Annotated in this window: 15 protein-coding genes; 5 read left to right on the plus strand and 10 right to left on the minus strand. The window is 64.6% G+C overall.

The window, feature by feature from the left end:
- Position 1: 1 nt before the first annotated feature.
- The 6 genes from htpX to ACRARG_RS04845 all read right to left on the minus strand — a co-directional run bounded on the left by htpX (position 2) and on the right by ACRARG_RS04845 (position 5,651).
- On the minus strand, positions 2 to 931 hold the full coding sequence (gene htpX / locus ACRARG_RS04820) for a zinc metalloprotease HtpX (RefSeq protein WP_432688857.1): 930 nt from the start codon (positions 929 to 931) through the stop codon (positions 2 to 4).
- Between the two features lie 325 nt (positions 932 to 1,256).
- Positions 1,257 to 1,721: an Lrp/AsnC family transcriptional regulator gene (locus ACRARG_RS04825; RefSeq protein ID WP_432688858.1), complete on the minus strand. Its 465-nt coding sequence runs from the start codon at positions 1,719 to 1,721 to the stop codon at positions 1,257 to 1,259.
- Between the two features lie 35 nt (positions 1,722 to 1,756).
- Positions 1,757 to 2,440 (minus strand): haloacid dehalogenase type II, encoded by a 684-nt coding sequence (locus ACRARG_RS04830; protein ID WP_432688859.1) that lies wholly within the window; start codon positions 2,438 to 2,440, stop codon positions 1,757 to 1,759.
- Positions 2,437 to 3,420 carry a pyridoxal-phosphate dependent enzyme gene (locus ACRARG_RS04835; protein ID WP_432688860.1) on the minus strand — a complete coding sequence of 328 codons (984 nt, stop codon included), beginning with the start codon at positions 3,418 to 3,420 and terminating at the stop codon, positions 2,437 to 2,439. The genes ACRARG_RS04830 and ACRARG_RS04835 overlap by 4 nt, the downstream gene beginning before the upstream one ends.
- Positions 3,417 to 4,580 carry a M20 aminoacylase family protein gene (locus ACRARG_RS04840; protein WP_432688861.1) on the minus strand — a complete coding sequence of 388 codons (1,164 nt, stop codon included), beginning with the start codon at positions 4,578 to 4,580 and terminating at the stop codon, positions 3,417 to 3,419. The genes ACRARG_RS04835 and ACRARG_RS04840 overlap by 4 nt, the downstream gene beginning before the upstream one ends.
- A gap of 795 nt (positions 4,581 to 5,375) precedes the next feature.
- The gene (locus ACRARG_RS04845; protein WP_432688862.1) at positions 5,376 to 5,651 is read right to left on the minus strand and encodes a DUF2312 domain-containing protein; all 276 of its coding nucleotides are present in this window, start codon (positions 5,649 to 5,651) and stop codon (positions 5,376 to 5,378) included.
- A gap of 159 nt (positions 5,652 to 5,810) precedes the next feature.
- Here ACRARG_RS04845 and ACRARG_RS04850 point away from each other — a divergent pair, with 159 nt between their 5' ends.
- Positions 5,811 to 6,026, plus strand: coding sequence for a hypothetical protein (locus ACRARG_RS04850; RefSeq protein WP_432688863.1), 216 nt, complete (start codon positions 5,811 to 5,813; stop codon positions 6,024 to 6,026).
- 139 nt (positions 6,027 to 6,165) lie between these two features.
- On the opposite strand, the gene ACRARG_RS04855 is transcribed toward ACRARG_RS04850, so the two are convergent.
- Entirely contained in the window at positions 6,166 to 8,205 is a 2,040-nt protein-coding gene (locus ACRARG_RS04855) for an enoyl-CoA hydratase-related protein (RefSeq protein WP_432688864.1), read from the minus strand.
- Between the two features lie 188 nt (positions 8,206 to 8,393).
- Positions 8,394 to 8,609 (minus strand): hypothetical protein, encoded by a 216-nt coding sequence (locus tag ACRARG_RS04860; protein WP_432688865.1) that lies wholly within the window; start codon positions 8,607 to 8,609, stop codon positions 8,394 to 8,396.
- Between the two features lie 348 nt (positions 8,610 to 8,957).
- Here ACRARG_RS04860 and ACRARG_RS04865 point away from each other — a divergent pair, with 348 nt between their 5' ends.
- The 4 genes from ACRARG_RS04865 to ACRARG_RS04880 all read left to right on the plus strand — a co-directional run bounded on the left by ACRARG_RS04865 (position 8,958) and on the right by ACRARG_RS04880 (position 11,187).
- Complete coding sequence (locus tag ACRARG_RS04865; RefSeq protein ID WP_432688866.1) at positions 8,958 to 9,821, plus strand: MBL fold metallo-hydrolase; 864 nt, start codon at positions 8,958 to 8,960, stop codon at positions 9,819 to 9,821.
- Between the two features lie 86 nt (positions 9,822 to 9,907).
- A complete protein-coding gene (locus tag ACRARG_RS04870; RefSeq protein ID WP_432688867.1) occupies positions 9,908 to 10,333 on the plus strand; it encodes a YeeE/YedE family protein in 426 nt (141 codons plus the stop codon).
- Positions 10,333 to 10,764 (plus strand): DUF6691 family protein, encoded by a 432-nt coding sequence (locus tag ACRARG_RS04875; protein ID WP_432688868.1) that lies wholly within the window; start codon positions 10,333 to 10,335, stop codon positions 10,762 to 10,764. Before ACRARG_RS04870 ends, ACRARG_RS04875 begins: the two co-directional genes overlap by 1 nt.
- A 9-nt stretch (positions 10,765 to 10,773) precedes the next feature.
- Positions 10,774 to 11,187 (plus strand): TIGR01244 family sulfur transferase, encoded by a 414-nt coding sequence (locus ACRARG_RS04880; protein ID WP_432688869.1) that lies wholly within the window; start codon positions 10,774 to 10,776, stop codon positions 11,185 to 11,187.
- A gap of 14 nt (positions 11,188 to 11,201) precedes the next feature.
- Here ACRARG_RS04880 and ACRARG_RS04885 read toward each other — a convergent pair whose 3' ends face one another.
- Both ACRARG_RS04885 and ACRARG_RS04890 read right to left on the minus strand, forming a co-directional pair.
- The gene (locus tag ACRARG_RS04885) at positions 11,202 to 12,329 is read right to left on the minus strand and encodes a FliM/FliN family flagellar motor switch protein (RefSeq protein WP_432688870.1); all 1,128 of its coding nucleotides are present in this window, start codon (positions 12,327 to 12,329) and stop codon (positions 11,202 to 11,204) included.
- 232 nt (positions 12,330 to 12,561) lie between these two features.
- A complete protein-coding gene (locus ACRARG_RS04890; protein ID WP_432688871.1) occupies positions 12,562 to 15,243 on the minus strand; it encodes an ATP-binding protein in 2,682 nt (893 codons plus the stop codon).
- Positions 15,244 to 15,273: the final 30 nt, after the last annotated feature.

Raw genomic sequence — 15,273 nt, forward strand, 5'->3', positions numbered from 1 at the left:
CTCAGGACCACGGCCCGGTCTGCCGCCGCCGCCGCGTATTGGGCACACGGCTGGCGGAATATGTTGCGGCCTGAGGCACGGATCGCGCCGCCCCTCTGCCCTGCCCCGCCATATCGCGCAGCGCGGCGATCCGGTTTTCCGTCGCCGGATGGGTCGCAAAGAGGTTGTCGCGTTTGTGGGCATGCAGCGGGTTGATGATGAACATATGCGCTGTGGCCGGGTTCCGCTCTGCCGCGTCATTGTCGATCCGCGCCGCCCCCTGCGCGATTTTCTCCAGCGCGGAGGCCAGCCAGAGCGGCTGTCCGCAAATCTCGGCGCCGGCCTTGTCCGCCGCATATTCCCGCGTCCGGCTGATCGCCATCTGCACCAGCGCGGCCGCCATCGGCGCGAGGAACATCATCATCAGCGTGCCAACCAGCCCCAGTCTTTCGCGCGATCCGCCGAAAAACAGTGCAAAATTCGCCAGCATGGAGATTGCCCCGGCAAAGGTCGCCGTCACGGTCATGATCGCCGTGTCGTGGTTCCGGATATGCGCCAGCTCATGCGCGATGACGCCCGCCAGCTCCTCCCGGCTCAGGACCCGCATCAGGCCGGAGGTGACGGCAACAGCGGCATTGGCCGGGTTGCGCCCGGTGGCAAAGGCATTGGGCTGGGCCGTGTCGATCAGATAGACCTTGGGCTGCGGCAGGCCGGCATTGCGCGACAGCTCTGCCACCATGTCATGCAATCCCATACGATCGCCGGGCATAACGGGCTGCGCATTATGCATGCGCAGGACCATTCGGTCCGAATTCCACCAGGTGAAAACATTCATCGCCGCCGCGACCACAAGGGCGATCACCGCCCCGCCAGCCCCGCCGATCAGATAGCCCACGCCCATGAAAAGCGCGGTCATCGCTGCCATCAGCATTGCTGTCTTCACATAGCCCATTTCCGCCTCCAGATACCGGACAGAAAAAATATGGGCCCGGTTCGGGACCGTACAAGCCCGGCGCGGCAAATGGGCAGAGGCTCTACGCCGTCATGTCCCGGAACACCCCGCGTGGCAGACAGGCACCGGGCAGAAGCCGAGCGCGCTCCACGTCTTGAACCTTGACCATGAACCGGGTCCTGGCGCCATGCCCGCCTTCACGGTGCCCGACCGTTCGGTATGAGCCGGCGTGGACCGCAGAGCGCCCCTTTTAGCCATCGCCGTCGTGCAGATGACAAAACGGGCGGCCTTGAACCATTGCGCCTGCGGTCAGGATCAGGTCGTGTCACCGCATATCGAAATCCGGGTAATCAAATCCCTCGCGATTGAGGACGACCGACGTCCGCACGAGCCCGAACCGCGCAACAGCGTCCACTACCCGCTCCAACTCTCTGGTGTTGGGCAAGCTGACGCGGACATGCAGGCAATCTTCCCCGGTCGTGCGAAGGATCTCTGTCACGCCGCGCAGCGACCGCAATGTTTCCAGGCACGGCCGGATCTGACTGTGATCCGTGGCCAGCCGTATGACCGCCGTCAGCCCAAGCCCAAGCCGGTCCAGATCCACCACAACGCGATAACCCGAGATAATGCCGCGATCCTCAAGCCGCTTAACCCGTTCGGACATGGCAGGTTGGGACAGGCCGACCTGACGGCCAATTTCGGCAAAAGGCATACGGGCATTCCCAGCCAGCGCTGACAAGATGGCAAGGTCCGTGACGTCGAGGTCCGATTTCGGAAGTGGCGCGTTCATTCGGGGCAGGCAATCAATGGAATCTCGGGGCCATGTTACACGATATGGGCGCAGATTTCGCGCAGGCATGACACGGTAATCGTCGGGGCGGCGCCCCAGTCATCGAACGGGCGGTTGGCGTCGCGTTGCACCCAGATCGTCCGCCACCCTGACCGGGCCGCGCCCAGAATGTCGAACGGGTTGCCGGAAACAAGCCAGGTCCGGTCTGCCGTGGTCCCGCTCTGCGCCAGAAAATGGGCGTAGACGCGCGGATCGGGTTTGAAGGTTTTCACAGGGGCAACGCTGATCACCTGGCCCAGACTGCCCGCCAACCCGTTGGCATGCAGCAGATGATCAAGGTCGGCCGGATCCCCGTTAGAGAACGCGGCAGTCGAAACACCTGTGGTACCGATATCGGTGAGAGCCTGCGGCACCTCGTCGAACGCAGCCAGCGTGAGATAGGCCGCCAGCAAAGCTTCTTCCGCGGGAACCGGGATCTCTGCGCCCTCCGAACGCGCCCAGGCCGTGCGTAGGGCCTGCCGCGTGATCGTGGTGAAGGGCTGGTAGTCCTGCATCAGGGCGCGGCGAAAACTGAACTCCAGCTGAAGCTCCCGCCAGAGTGCCGAGAGAGAGATCGCGTCCCGTGCCCCGACCCCCGTCAACAGTGGCACAAGGCACTGCGTATCGATGAGCGTGCCGTAGACATCGAAGGCCAGGGTATCGCCGGCGCGGATCGTCATGCCACGGCCCCTTCGCTGAGGATTATCAGGGGGCGCTTGCCCAGGGTCCGATCCGCCAGAAGCGCAGCCAGCCCCGCCGCACCGGAAGGGGTCGTCGCATGGCCCGCATCCCCGAGACAGCCCGCCGCCGCCTCGGCCTGTGCGTCCGTGACCGTCACGAACCGGTCCGCTGCCGATCTGAGAATGTCGAAGGCCAGCATCGAGGGTGTCTTGCAGTCCAGCCGCCCCATGGAGGACACCGGCCCCCCGGCTGTGACGATGGCCCCCTCCGCCGCGCTCTGTTTCAGACACGCCGCGGCCTCGGGTTCCACCACGATGATGCGCGGCTGCACCGCCCAGTTCGCCCGGATGTCCCGCGCGACCGCCCCCGCCAGCCCGCCGACACCGGCCTGAAGGTAGACAACGTCGGGCCAGTCTCCGCTTGTCTCGAACCGGGCCTGCATCTCGGCCGCCAGCACGGAATAGCCCTCCATCACCAGCCGGGGCGGTTCGGTATAGCCGGGCCAGGAACTGTCGGCGAGGTGGATCGCGCCGGTCTCCTCCGCCAAGTCGATCGCCGCCGCCACGCTGTCCTCATAGGTCGCGCCCCGGCGCAGCACGGTCGCCCCGCGGTCGCGCAGGCGATGCGCGAAACCTTCCGGCACCGGGTCGGCCAGAACAACGGTGGCCCGCGCCCCGAAGAGCCGCGCCCCTGTCGCAACCGCCAGCCCGTGGTTTCCGGCAGAGGCGCAGACAAAGGCCTGTGCCCCGGCGGCGGCGCGCAGTCGGTCGAGGTCTTGGGGGGCCGACAGCGTGATCCCCGTCGCCGCCTCAAGCAGGCGCGCCACGGCATAGATCCCGCCAAGCGCCTTGAACGAGCCCAGCCCCATGCGCTGGCTTTCGTCCTTCACCAGAACCGAAAGCCCGTCGATCACCACCTCGAACAACGGCGTTTCCCGATAGATCGGGCAGAGGCGGAGCAGGTCCGACGGCCCGCTCATACCGGCAGCGCCGTTTCGACGAGCGACACCCAATAGGCCACCCCGTCGGGGATGATCGCATCGTTGAAATCATAGGAGGCGTTGTGCAGCATCACGCCGCCTTGGCCATCGGCACCCCGATTGCCGATAAAGGCGTAACAGCCCGGGCGGCGGCGCAGCATGGCACCAAAATCCTCGGACGCCATCATCGGCGGGCAATTGGCATCGACATTCTGCGCCCCGATGGCCTTTACGGCAGCGGTGGCGGCAACACCGGCCTCTGTCGCCGTGTTGACGGTCGAGGGAAACACGCGCGCGTAGCTGAATTCCAGCTCGGCCCCATGCGCCTCGCTGAGCCCCCTGGCAATGCGGTGCATCCGGTCTTCGATCAACTCAGACACCTCGGGCAGAAAGCTGCGGGTATCGCCCTTGATCGTCACCTCTGTCGGGATGACATTGACCGCGCCATCCGTCAGGAATTCGGTGCAGGACACAACCCCGCCCTGAAGCGGGTCTATATTGCGCGCGACGATGGTCTGAAGCTCGCAGACGATCGAGGCCGCGATCACCATGGCATCCTTTGTCTTATGCGGCATGGCCGCGTGGCCCCCCTGCCCGCGCACCCGGATGACAAAATTGTCCTCCGCCCCCATGATCGGCCCGGGGTTCAGCGCGATCCGGCCCGCCTCAAGCCATGGCATATTGTGCAGCCCATAGACCGCTTCCACGGGAAAGCGGTCGAACAGGCCATCCTCCATCATGGCATAGGCTCCCTTGCCGTGTTCTTCCGCTGGCTGAAAGATGAAATGCACGGTCCCGTCGAAGGGAACATCCTTCAGTGCCCGGATCGCCCCCAGCAACATGGTTGTGTGCCCGTCATGCCCGCAGGCATGCATCCGCCCCTCATGCGTCGACCTGTAAGGCAGGTTTGTCGCCTCCTGGATCGGCAGGGCATCGATATCGGCCCGCAGGCCAATGGATTTGCCCGACACCCCCTTAGAGAGCGTCGCCACCACGCCGGTCCCCCCAATGCCCTGCTCAAAGGGCACGCCGATGGAGGCGAGTGTCTGGCCGATGAGATCGGAGGTCTTGATCTCTTCAAATCCCATCTCCGGGATCTTGTGCAGCGACTGACGAAGAGTTCTCAGCCGGGCAAAATCGGTATCGGACAAGTGTTTCACGTCATGACCTTCTCAATGCGTATTCGGACAGCCTAGCCTCTCTTTTCCCGGTCGCACATGTTGGATCATCGCCAATAGAGCGCGATTTCCGATGACTCATCGTCATCGCCATGCGGAATGCGACACTTGGCACCGATACACTCCTCCCCAGCCCCCTTTCACTGCGCCGCATCAAAGCTCAACAGGACCTGAACAGGAAGAGATATCGCCGTTCCATAAAGCCGCCGCCGGAATGTAACATAAACCGGCTGCTCTATGGGCTGCTTCGGCATCATGCTCGAAGGCAGTTTGGCAAACGCTGAACCAGCGGAGATTTGAAAGAACTCCCCTCGCCGGCATAAGGGGCAGGTACTTTGGTCGGTTTGACACCCCGCCTGATGCAGACGCGGGTCCGGGGTCGGCCATTGCGTCCTGACGTGCCGAACACGGGGGGCTATGCGGCGATATTGCGGTTGGTCAGCCATTTACGTGCCAATCACCAGACGCCGCTCAATGGATCGAGCCGCCGACGGGAGGAACAATTGACATCGCCGCTGACTGTCGCTGAACCGGCCCCTCCCGAGCTATTGCCGGGACATCGCCTGCCCGGCCAACATGCCCCGTTCCCCGACATCGCGGAGCAACGCCGGATGACCCTCGGATGCCTCTCAGGGACATTGAACGGAATCCGGGCCGGCAATGGAACTTCATCCAAGGGCGACCCAGCCGGGCCAGGCATGTCTCAGCACAGGATGGACGTCAGCTTTGCACCCGGCCTGTTACCCCGAACCACCGCAGGATGTCGCCTGCGGCTGCTCAGTTCATCCCCAGAGCTTCTTTATACATCTGAAGCACGGCTTCCTGCTCCGCGATCTCGTCGCTGTCCTTTTTCCGCAGGCTGATCAGGGCGCGCAGGGCTTTCTGGTCGTAACCACGCGATTTGCTTTCCGCGAAGACTTCCTTGATCTGATCCGCGATATCCTTCTTCTCGGCTTCCAGCCGCTCGATCCGCTCCACGAACTGACGCAGTTCACCGGCGGTCACGCGGTAATTGGCCTCGCCTTGGTCGATCACGTCGGGGGTATCGGTCATGGGTCTCGCTCCTGCTCTGCGAAGGGGATGATCGGGGTGCCGCCCCTGCCTGCCGGGCCACACCGAATTGGCGTTCTGACTAGCGTCACAGCCGGGACTTGGCAAGCCGGCGGCGATGGCTTAGGCACCCATCCGAACGCCAAACCGGAGACCTTGACCATGCAATTCCTCATCTGGACAGGTGCAGCCGTATCGCTGGCCGGGCTGGCCGGGCTGATCTGGTGCATTCTGCGCGTTCTCGGCGCGAAACGGGCCGGGCTGGATGACGAGGCGCTGAAGGCCGCGGTCGCAAAGGTCGTGCCCTGGAACATGGCGGCCCTTTTCCTGTCCGTCATCGGGCTGATGATGGTCATAATGGGCATCTTCCTGGGCTGATCGCCCGGACAAGGCAAAAGCGCCAAGCAACCGGACCCTAAGTCTATCGCCGGGCCCCTCGCTTCGCGTCCTGTAGCATGCACCTAAGTCCCCGCACCGGACCGGTCAGCAACCTGCCCCTAGAAAACAGGCCGCAAACTCAGGCCGGCACCTTCTCCGCCTGGCTCATGTCCAGATCGCCGAACCGCCGCCCGTTGCGCTGAAGATCCAGCAGCAGCCCGCCCGCGCCCCAGATATCAGCATCAATGGCCGACAGGGATTTGAGCCGCAGGACGGTTTGGAACAATCCCTCGATATCGGCAGCAGCCATCGGCCCGCCCCTGTCTCTGGGGTAGCCCAGCCCGTGCAGCATCGCCAGATCGATATCAGAGCTGCGCGCGGCTGTGCCCGCCTCGATCAGACGGGCCCCGGCCACAACCAGCGCGGCGTCGATCGCGGCGAAGATCGCCGCATCGTCCAGCGCGGCGCCATGCTCTGCCAGCTCTGGCCGGCCAAAGGACGCGCCCAGCCGCGACATGCCCTGTATAAGCCCTTCGTTCAGGGTCAGCGACAGCTCCTGATCGATCAGAGCCGACGACAACCCCGCCACGTGAAAATCGCGGTCGGCGCGCCGCTGGTAGCTGGGCCCCACATTCAGCACGATGCCATAGGGGCCACGGGCATAGCCCCGGCTGCGCAGCACCTGTTCGATCCGGGCCGGGTCCAGCCCCGCCCGCACCAGCGCATCCGCCGCCCGGACAAGCGCATCGATCAGCCCGGCCTCGATCATGCCCTGTCCGGCCCGGCTGACGACAACGCGCCGTCCCAGCCCCCGCAGCGCCGTCCGCGCCGTATCCAGAACGGCCGGATTCACCTGCGGCCCGACGCTGAGTTCGGCAAGCCGGGCCGGGTAACTGCGGTCGGCAAACCCAAGTGCCATGACCCGCGGCCGCAGCCAGTCCGGAACCATCGGCGCAGGGTCCAGATGATCGGTCAGGCACAGTAGGATCGTGGCGCTGTCGCGCAATGACGGCGCCAGCCGCTGCAATGCTGCCTGCATATGCGTCGCATCATCCGGCGCTGCGACAAAGACGATATCGGCCCCCGCCAGCGCCTCTGGCGCGGGCTCGGGACTGACCAGGCTGGGACAGGACACACCACTGGCCAGCACCCGCATCTCCACCCGCGCCTCGACCTTGGGGCTCAGATCCTCGACAAACCGGGTCAGAACCTCGGGCATCGGGTCCTGTACGATGACGCGGCTCCCGGCGAGGATGATCGTTCCGGCCAGCCGTTCGGCCAGCCCGTTCGCCGGCGTCACCCCAAAGATCGATGCCCTGGAGGCCAGCCCGGGCGCCTGCATTGCGGCGGCCTCGCTCGACTGGGCGCGGCGCAGCCCCCGGCTCAGCGGCTGTGCCAGAAGCTCATCGAAATACGACTCCTCCATCGCGCAGCCGGCATCGAAAGGCAGCATGACGCTTGCGCGGACCAGCTCTGCCACATACCGGCGCGCCTGAAGCCGGGGCCCCTCGGACCGCTGGATCATGTCATCCGCCGCCTCGAAATGCGCGGTCACATCCGACAGCCCCGCCCAGCGGTCGCGGCTGCGGGTCCAGTCGCCGGTGCGCGCCAGCTCCTCTGCAAAGGTGACCGCGCCATCCAGCTGCGCCCCGCCTTCGAAAAACCGGTCGATCAGACCGCTGCATTCCGGAGCATCCGCCCGCATCGGCCGCCCCTCTGTCAGCAGATGCAGCGCCGACCGGCATCCGATCAGCCGCGGCAGCCGCTGCGTCGCCCCGCCCGACGGACAATATCCAAGGCTCACTTCCGGAAATCCGAAGCTGGTCGACTCCGTGGCAATTCTGGCATGTGCCGCCAGCGCCAGATCGGTTCCCGCCCCGGCCACCTGCCCCGACAGCATCGCCACAACCGGTTTCGACAGACCCTCGATCCGGCGGCACACCTCTGCCAGTCGCGGCGCCGGAGCCCCGGCATCAAGCTCCTCGTCCGGCATGAGAGAGGCAAAGACACCCCGCCCCCCCATCAGCACCACGCCGTCCACCTCGCGATCCGCCTCGATCTCTTCGCAGGCGCGCAAAAGCGCAAGGCGCACGGTCCGGTTGACCTTGTTCAGCGGTGGGTTGTCGATCCGCAGGACCGCAATCCGACGCCGGTTACCACGAATGATATGCTCTGCCACGCTCGCCCTCTCGATTGCCTGCGGCCCCTGTTGCGGGGCTCTTGCTTGCAAACGAATGTCCGGCATTCGCGGTCATTGGTCAACAAAATCGGACAATTCAGAAATTATTCGCACAGAATCGTGGCCGTGGCACACGCGCCGCCACATCCCTCAGCACCCCGGACAGCCAGGGCGCACCCCGTCTGAAATCAGACGGACATCCGGTCGTAACCGGTTTCGACGGCCTCTGCCGTCAGCTCTTCCAGCAGGCGACGCATGGTGCCGGGTGCGGCCAGTCCGGCGCGGGAATAGGCGCCCATCACCTCATGCACGCGGTCAAGATACTGATGCCTGTACCCAGGCGTATGGGCCGTAATGTCGGATATCAGGGTGCTCGTGACACGATCCAGCTGATCTGCGGTCATATCTTTATTCTCCTCCTGCATCGGGTCCGCCTCCGGCCGGAGACTGGACAGGGCGCCGATCGGTCACCGCAAGACGGCCGTCGGCAATATTATGGGATCGGTGCCAGGCCGTCCTCCTTCGGCCGGGTGCCGTGGAGCCAACATATAACCCCCGGCCCCGAATTCAAACAGACAAGTCAAATTTTATGTTCTTCGGCTTCTTCCGGCACAATCGGACGCCGTTTACCATCGGCGCACCCACAACGTGGCGGGCCCAGCAAAAATGCGGACAAAAAATGCGGCCCAAAGCCACTTGCAATACATTCCATTTTGTATATATGAAATGTCGCGCAGTTTGGAGACAGACCCATGCAACCCGACATCACAGCCTTTTTCGACGAAACGACGAACACCATATCCTACGTGGTTCGCGACCCCGCTGGCAGCGCCTGCGCGGTGGTCGATTCCGTTCTGGATTTTGACTATTCCTCGGGCAGAACGGACACCCGCTCTGCCGATGCGATTATCGCCTATGTCCGGGAACACGAGCTGGACGTTCAGTGGCTTCTGGAAACCCATGTGCATGCCGATCACCTGTCGGCCGCCCCCTATATCCAGCAGAAACTCGGCGGCAAGATCGGCATCGGCGACAATATCCGGATCGTTCAGGATACCTTCGGCAAGGTTTTCAACGAAGGCACCGAATTCCAGCGCGACGGGTCCCAGTTCGACCAGCTGTTCCACGAAGGCGACAGCCTGCACATCGGCCAGCTTCGCGGCGATGTCCTGCATACCCCCGGACACACCCCGGCCTGCCTGACCTATGTCATCGGCGATGCCGCCTTTGTCGGCGACACGCTGTTCATGCCGGATTTTGGCACTGCACGCTGCGACTTTCCCGGCGGCTCCTCCGAAGACCTCTACAAGTCGATCCAGAAAATCCTCGCCCTCCCGGATGAGACGCGGATCTTCGTGGGCCATGACTACAAGGCGCCGGGCCGGGATGACTATGCCTGGGAAACAACGGTGGGCGAGCAGAAGGCGCTGAACATTCACGTCGGTGCCGGCAAATCCGCCGAGGATTTCGTCAGCATGCGGGACGCACGCGACGCCACGCTGGCCATGCCCAAGCTGATCATCCCCTCGCTGCAGGTCAACATGCGGGCCGGCCGCATGCCCGAAGCCGATCCCCAGGGCAATGTCTACCTGAAGGTTCCGGTCAACAAGCTCTGACACATCCGGGCCGGTCAGCACCGCCCGGACGGACGGCCCGGACGGTGCCGATGTCAGCGCCAGCAAAGTCAAAGGAGACGACGTTCATGCAAACCGATTGGATCATGGGACTGCTGGGAGGGCTGATGATCGGCCTGGCCGGCGCGGTCCTGCTGCTGGGCAATGGCAAGATCATGGGCGCCAGCGGTATCATCGGCGGCCTTGTCGATGGCTCGGGCAGATCCGACCGGACGGAACGGATCGCCTTTGTCGCAGCGCTTTTCGGAGTACCGGCCGTGATCGCCCTGCTCATGGGAGACACGCAGACACATGCCACCGGCAACCTGTTCGTCCTGATCGCCGCCGGCCTGCTGGTCGGGACCGGCACGCGCATCGCCAATGGCTGCACCTCCGGCCACGGCGTCTGTGGCATCTCGCGCTTTTCGCTCCGCGGTATTGTCGCGACGGTCTTCTACATTCTGGCGGGCGGCCTGTCGGTTGTCCTGTTCCGTCACATCCTGGGGGTCATCTGATGCGCATCCTGATCGCACTTCTCTCCGGCGGGCTGTTTGGCGCCGGGCTTCTGATCTCCGGCATGACGGATACGACCAAGGTGCAGGGCTGGCTGGATGTCTTTGGTCAGTGGGACCCGACGCTGGCCTTTGTGATGGGCGGAGCAATCATTCCGATGGCCGTCGCCTGGCAGCTGACTCGCGGCCGCAAACCACTGGCCGGCGGCAATTTCCCGGCGCCCCCCAAACCCGAGATCGACCGCCGGCTTGTGCTCGGCTCCACGCTCTTCGGGGCGGGCTGGGGCCTGGCCGGGCTCTGCCCGGGGCCCAGCATCGCCTCGCTCAGTTTCGGGGGGCTCCCTGGCCTGATTTTTGTCCTTGCCATGGGCGCCGGCATGCTGATCGCCCCGCCGCTCAAGGCCCGGCTGGACAGGATGGTCCCGGCGGAATAACGGTTGATCATGGATATCCGACAGATCACCCCCCGCTATTCCGTCAGCCCCCAGATCGCGCCAGAAGATATGGCTGCGATCAAGGCGGCCGGTTTCACAACCGTCATCTGCAATCGCCCCGATGCGGAGAACCCGCCGGAATGGCAGGCCGCGGCCATGCAGGCGGCGGCCGAGGCCGCCGGTCTGACCTTCACCTATATTCCGCTGACCCATCAGACGATGACACCGGACAATATCGCCCTGCAGGCAAGTGCCGCAGCCGCAGCGACCACCCTGGCCTATTGCGCCTCCGGAACGCGCAGCACCGTCATCTGGTCGCTGCAACAGGCCGGTGAAGGCGCCCCGGCGGATGAGATCCTCGCCACGGCCGCCAAGGCGGGATACGATCTGTCCGGACTGCGGCCCCGGCTGGAACAGGGCTGACCCGCCGCACCCGCCTATTCGATTGCCGGCAGCCCGGACAGCGGCGTCGCCATCCCGTCGTCGTCACCCTCGTCAGGCGCGAGCGTCGGCAGATCCGACATGCCGGGCAAATCGCCAAGCGACGGAAGATCCCCCAGCAGATCGAGCTCACCGTCACGGTCGAAATCGCTGGCGGCAGGCTCTGCCGGTTCGGGCGCTTCGCTCTGGACCGACACGGGGGTGATGGCGGTCGCCTGACCGCCCGGCCCGGCGCGGTCTTCCCCATCCTGCAGGGAGACCGCATCGGACACACCTTCGGCTGCAAGCGCCCCGGAACCGGCGGCAGCGCCTGCCCCCCCCGCCTGCGCCTCTGCCCGCGCCCCATCGGGAAGTTTCAGACGCACCGCGCGCATACCGCGTAACTGTCCCAGCGTCGCCTCTGCCACCCGGTGAGAGGACGCGGTTTCCAGAAACATCCGCGTGATTGCCGTACGCGGGACGGGGATCTCATCGCCGGGTTGCAACCGCGAAACACCGGCGAGCGACATCTTCACCCGGTGCAATATTGCCTCCAGCTCGGCCGGTGCCTGCATGACCTGTGACTGCAGGCGCGTGTTGGGGTCACCGTTTTGTGGCCGTTGCGATACCTCTTCCGCCACCGGGAGGATGAGCATCGCCTCCCCGTCCCGGCGCCCCGCCAAATCTAACGTAAACCGCAGCATGTGAAAGCTGGGCGCCTTGATCGCCAGCGACAGCATGCGCGGCGACTCCATCATGGAGCCGAACCGGAACCCGTTGATCCAGGCCGCTTCGGGTTCTTCGCCCAGAAGCACCTCCAGCCGTTCCATCGCGCCGTCGATCAGCGGCGCAACCATGGCCGCGTCCGTGCGCGTCGGTTGCCGCTTTTCAGGTGAAAACGTGCTGACTGCGCCCATCGTCTGCGCCTCTATCACGCCAGACAGAATGGCATGGTCAACCCGGGCACCACCTATGGCCCCATCTGGGCCGTCCAGCAGCATCAGCAGCCCGTCTTCCTCCAGGCTGGCAATCAGGTCATCGGCCGAAACCTCAGTCTGCTCCAGCCCCGAAACGACAAGCGGCATATCCCAGAGCGCATCTGCCGTCCGCGCAAAAGCCAGACGCAGCGCTTTTGCCGGAGACATCGCACGATTCTGCGCCCCGTCCTTCGCGGCGCCGGCTTTGCGGCGCAATATCGCGTTTGAGCCCTGTTGTTCCATAACCTCAGGCAACCCTTCCCGCCCCTTGCGCAACACTAGGAGAGGGATGGTTACGATCCTGTTTAGAACCCTGTCCGATCACCACTGCCGGCGCATGTAATTGCCCGGCAAACACGATCGGCCCTGTGTCGGCAGGTCCCTTTGCCCGGTTTCGCGGTTATTCGGCCACGCGCGGCGCGGCCACCGGAACCGTGACCCGAAAGGCCGCACCTTCCTGCCCCGGCAGATAGATGATCGTCCCCCCCAGACGGGTCATGATTTCGCGGCAAATGGCCAGCCCGAGACCGGCACCACCCGCCTTTTGTTCGCCAACACGGCTGAATTTTTCAAAGATCATATCCTGCGCCGTCACATCGAGACCGGAGCCATTGTCGATGAAATCGACCTGCAGCGCCTCGGCCCGCAGCCGCGCCGTAATCACCAGCTCCGGCGGCACCGCGTCGCAGTATTTTGCCGCATTGGAGATCAGGTTGATGAAGACCTGACAGAGCCGGTCCGCATCCGTCACCAGCAGCGCATCCTCTGCCCCCTCCCGCCGAATCGAAAGGTCATTTTCCGCAACGCCGGCGGCGCTGACCGCGCGGTCGAGGATCTGGCCAAGCCGCACCTGACGCAGGTTCAGGCTGACCTGACCGTTTTCCAGCACCGACAGGTCCAGCAGATCGTCCAGCAGCCGGGTCAGGCGGATCGCCTCATCATGGATGATCCCGGCGTAGCGGTCCTTGTCCGCCGGTTCGATCACGGCAGCATCCCGCAGGATCTCGGAAAATGCCCGGATGGAGGTCATCGGCGTGCGCAGCTCATGGCTGATCTGGCTCAGGAAGGCATCCTTCTGAACCGACAGCGTCGTCAGCTTGTCATTGGCGGCCCGCAATTGCCGGGCGGTGCGCTGCAGCTCCTGCGATTTGGCCTCCAGCTGGCTGGAATATTCCATGATCTGCGCCGCCTCATCCGCAACCGCCATCAGGTCATCGACAGACACTGACGTGCCACCGGTGATCTGACCGATCATCGCATGCGCCGTCGCCGCCCCGACCGAACCGGAAAGTTCGCGTTCCAGCAGCCTCAGGAAATCCGGCGTCGGCTCCGGCAGATAGCCCTGCAACCCCTGCACCGCAGCCGCCCGCCGGAACAGCGCCTGCGCATCTTCCGGCCCCAGAATGCGCTGCGCCATGATCATCAGATCCTCGCTCTGCGCCATGCCGCCGGACCATCCGCGCGTGGCGCCCGTGTGATCAAAGACATTGACGAACTGCGCGCCCTGCAACCGCTCCATCGGGGTGGGAAAGGTGAACAGCGACACGCCGACAAAGCCAAGCGTGTTGATCAGGATCGACCAGAACACGCCATGCACCAGCGGGTCCATCCCCTCGATCCCGAAGAGCGCCCAGGGCCGCAGCCAGCCCAGCCCCAGCGGTCCGGCCTCCCAGACCGACGCGGGCAGGACGACCCCTGCCCCGAAACTCGGCAGGAACAGGCACCACAGCCAGACCGCCCCGCCCAGGGCCAGCCCCGTCAGCGCGCCGGTCTTGTTGGCGCCGCGCCAGAACATCCCCCCGATCAGCGGCGGCAGGAACTGCGCAACCCCCGAGAAAGAGATCAGACCGATGGCCGCCAGCGCAGCCCCCCCGCCCGAGACGCGGTAATACAGATAGCCAAGCGCCAGCATCCCCACGATGGCAAAGCGCCGCGACAGCATCACGATATGGCGCACATCGCCCGACACAATCGCCCCCTGGACCTGCGACGACAGCCAGATCGGCATGACGATATGGTTCGACACCATGGTCGACAGCGCCAGCGAGGCCACGATCACCATCGAGGTGGCCGAAGAAAACCCGCCGATAAACGACAGCATCGCCAGCACCGGACGCCCCTCGGCCAGAGGCAGCGACAGCACAAAGAGGTCAGGATTGGACCCTTCGGGCAGCGTCGCCAGCCCCCAGACCGCAATGGGCATGACAAACAGGCTCATCAGCAGCAGATACAGCGGAAAGGCCCAGGAGGCGGTGCGCAGATGCCGCTCGTCCTCATTCTCCACGACAAGCACCTGAAACATCCGTGGCAGACATAGAAGCGCCGCCGCCGACAGCCCGGTCAGCGCCAGCCAGCGGTCGCCCTCGATCCGCCACTGCCCCATGGCCGAGGCATCGATCCGGTCGAGCGTCGCCCCCAGCCCGCCGCCGATCCCCCAGACCACAAACAGCCCGACGGCCAGCAGCGCGACCAGCTTCACCACTGCCTCGACCGCGATTGCCATGACCACGCCGTGATGGCGTTCATTGGCATCCAGGTTGCGGGTCCCGAACATGACCGTAAAGAAAGCCAGCCCGCAGGCCACCCAAAGGGCTGTGGAATTCTGATCGCCCAGCGGCCGTATGGTCGGATCGGCCTGGCTAAAGGCGGCGACCGACAGGGTCACGGATTGCAGCTGAAGGGCGATGTAAGGCGTTGTCCCGATCACGGCCAGCACCGTGACAAGCACCGCCAGGCTGTTGGATTTGCCGTAGCGCGACGAGATCAGATCGGCCACCGAGGTAATGTTCTGCGACCGCCCGATGCGCACCATCTTGCGGATCGCCCAGAACCAGCCGACCATGACCAGACTGGGGCCCAGATAGATCGTCATGAACTCCATCCCGGACCGCGCCGCATATCCGACAGCGCCGTAAAACGTCCAGGCGGTGCAGTAAATCGACAGCGACAGCGTATAGACCAGCGGTGAGCGGAGCCATTTCCCCCGCCCGCGCAACGCCGCCCGCTCCGCGCCGAACGCCACCGCAAACAGGAAGGCGACGTAAAGCAGACAGACAAAGATCAGCAGGTTGAGCGAGGTCATAGGCGCGCACCGCCCGCATGCGCCCGCGCC

The organism is Pseudooceanicola profundi, assembly GCF_050897955.1.
In the GTDB taxonomy this organism is placed as follows: domain Bacteria; phylum Pseudomonadota; class Alphaproteobacteria; order Rhodobacterales; family Rhodobacteraceae; genus Pseudooceanicola.

Excerpts from the sequence above, each read along its gene's own strand:
- ACRARG_RS04825 (WP_432688858.1), bottom strand. The coding sequence starts at position 1,721 with ATGAACGCGCCACTTCCGAAATCGGACCTCGACGTCACGGACCTTGCC.
- htpX (WP_432688857.1), bottom strand. The coding sequence starts at position 931 with ATGGGCTATGTGAAGACAGCAATGCTGATGGCAGCGATGACCGCGCTT.
- ACRARG_RS04865 (WP_432688866.1), top strand. The coding sequence starts at position 8,958 with ATGCAACCCGACATCACAGCCTTTTTCGACGAAACGACGAACACCATA.
- ACRARG_RS04890 (WP_432688871.1), bottom strand. The coding sequence starts at position 15,243 with ATGACCTCGCTCAACCTGCTGATCTTTGTCTGTCTGCTTTACGTCGCC.
- ACRARG_RS04860 (WP_432688865.1), bottom strand. The coding sequence starts at position 8,609 with ATGACCGCAGATCAGCTGGATCGTGTCACGAGCACCCTGATATCCGAC.
- ACRARG_RS04885 (WP_432688870.1), bottom strand. The coding sequence starts at position 12,329 with ATGTCTCCGGCAAAAGCGCTGCGTCTGGCTTTTGCGCGGACGGCAGAT.
- ACRARG_RS04875 (WP_432688868.1), top strand. The coding sequence starts at position 10,333 with ATGCGCATCCTGATCGCACTTCTCTCCGGCGGGCTGTTTGGCGCCGGG.
- ACRARG_RS04870 (WP_432688867.1), top strand. The coding sequence starts at position 9,908 with ATGCAAACCGATTGGATCATGGGACTGCTGGGAGGGCTGATGATCGGC.
- ACRARG_RS04835 (WP_432688860.1), bottom strand. The coding sequence starts at position 3,420 with ATGAGCGGGCCGTCGGACCTGCTCCGCCTCTGCCCGATCTATCGGGAA.
- ACRARG_RS04850 (WP_432688863.1), top strand. The coding sequence starts at position 5,811 with ATGCAATTCCTCATCTGGACAGGTGCAGCCGTATCGCTGGCCGGGCTG.
- ACRARG_RS04880 (WP_432688869.1), top strand. The coding sequence starts at position 10,774 with ATGGATATCCGACAGATCACCCCCCGCTATTCCGTCAGCCCCCAGATC.
- ACRARG_RS04845 (WP_432688862.1), bottom strand. The coding sequence starts at position 5,651 with ATGACCGATACCCCCGACGTGATCGACCAAGGCGAGGCCAATTACCGC.
- ACRARG_RS04830 (WP_432688859.1), bottom strand. The coding sequence starts at position 2,440 with ATGACGATCCGCGCCGGCGATACCCTGGCCTTCGATGTCTACGGCACG.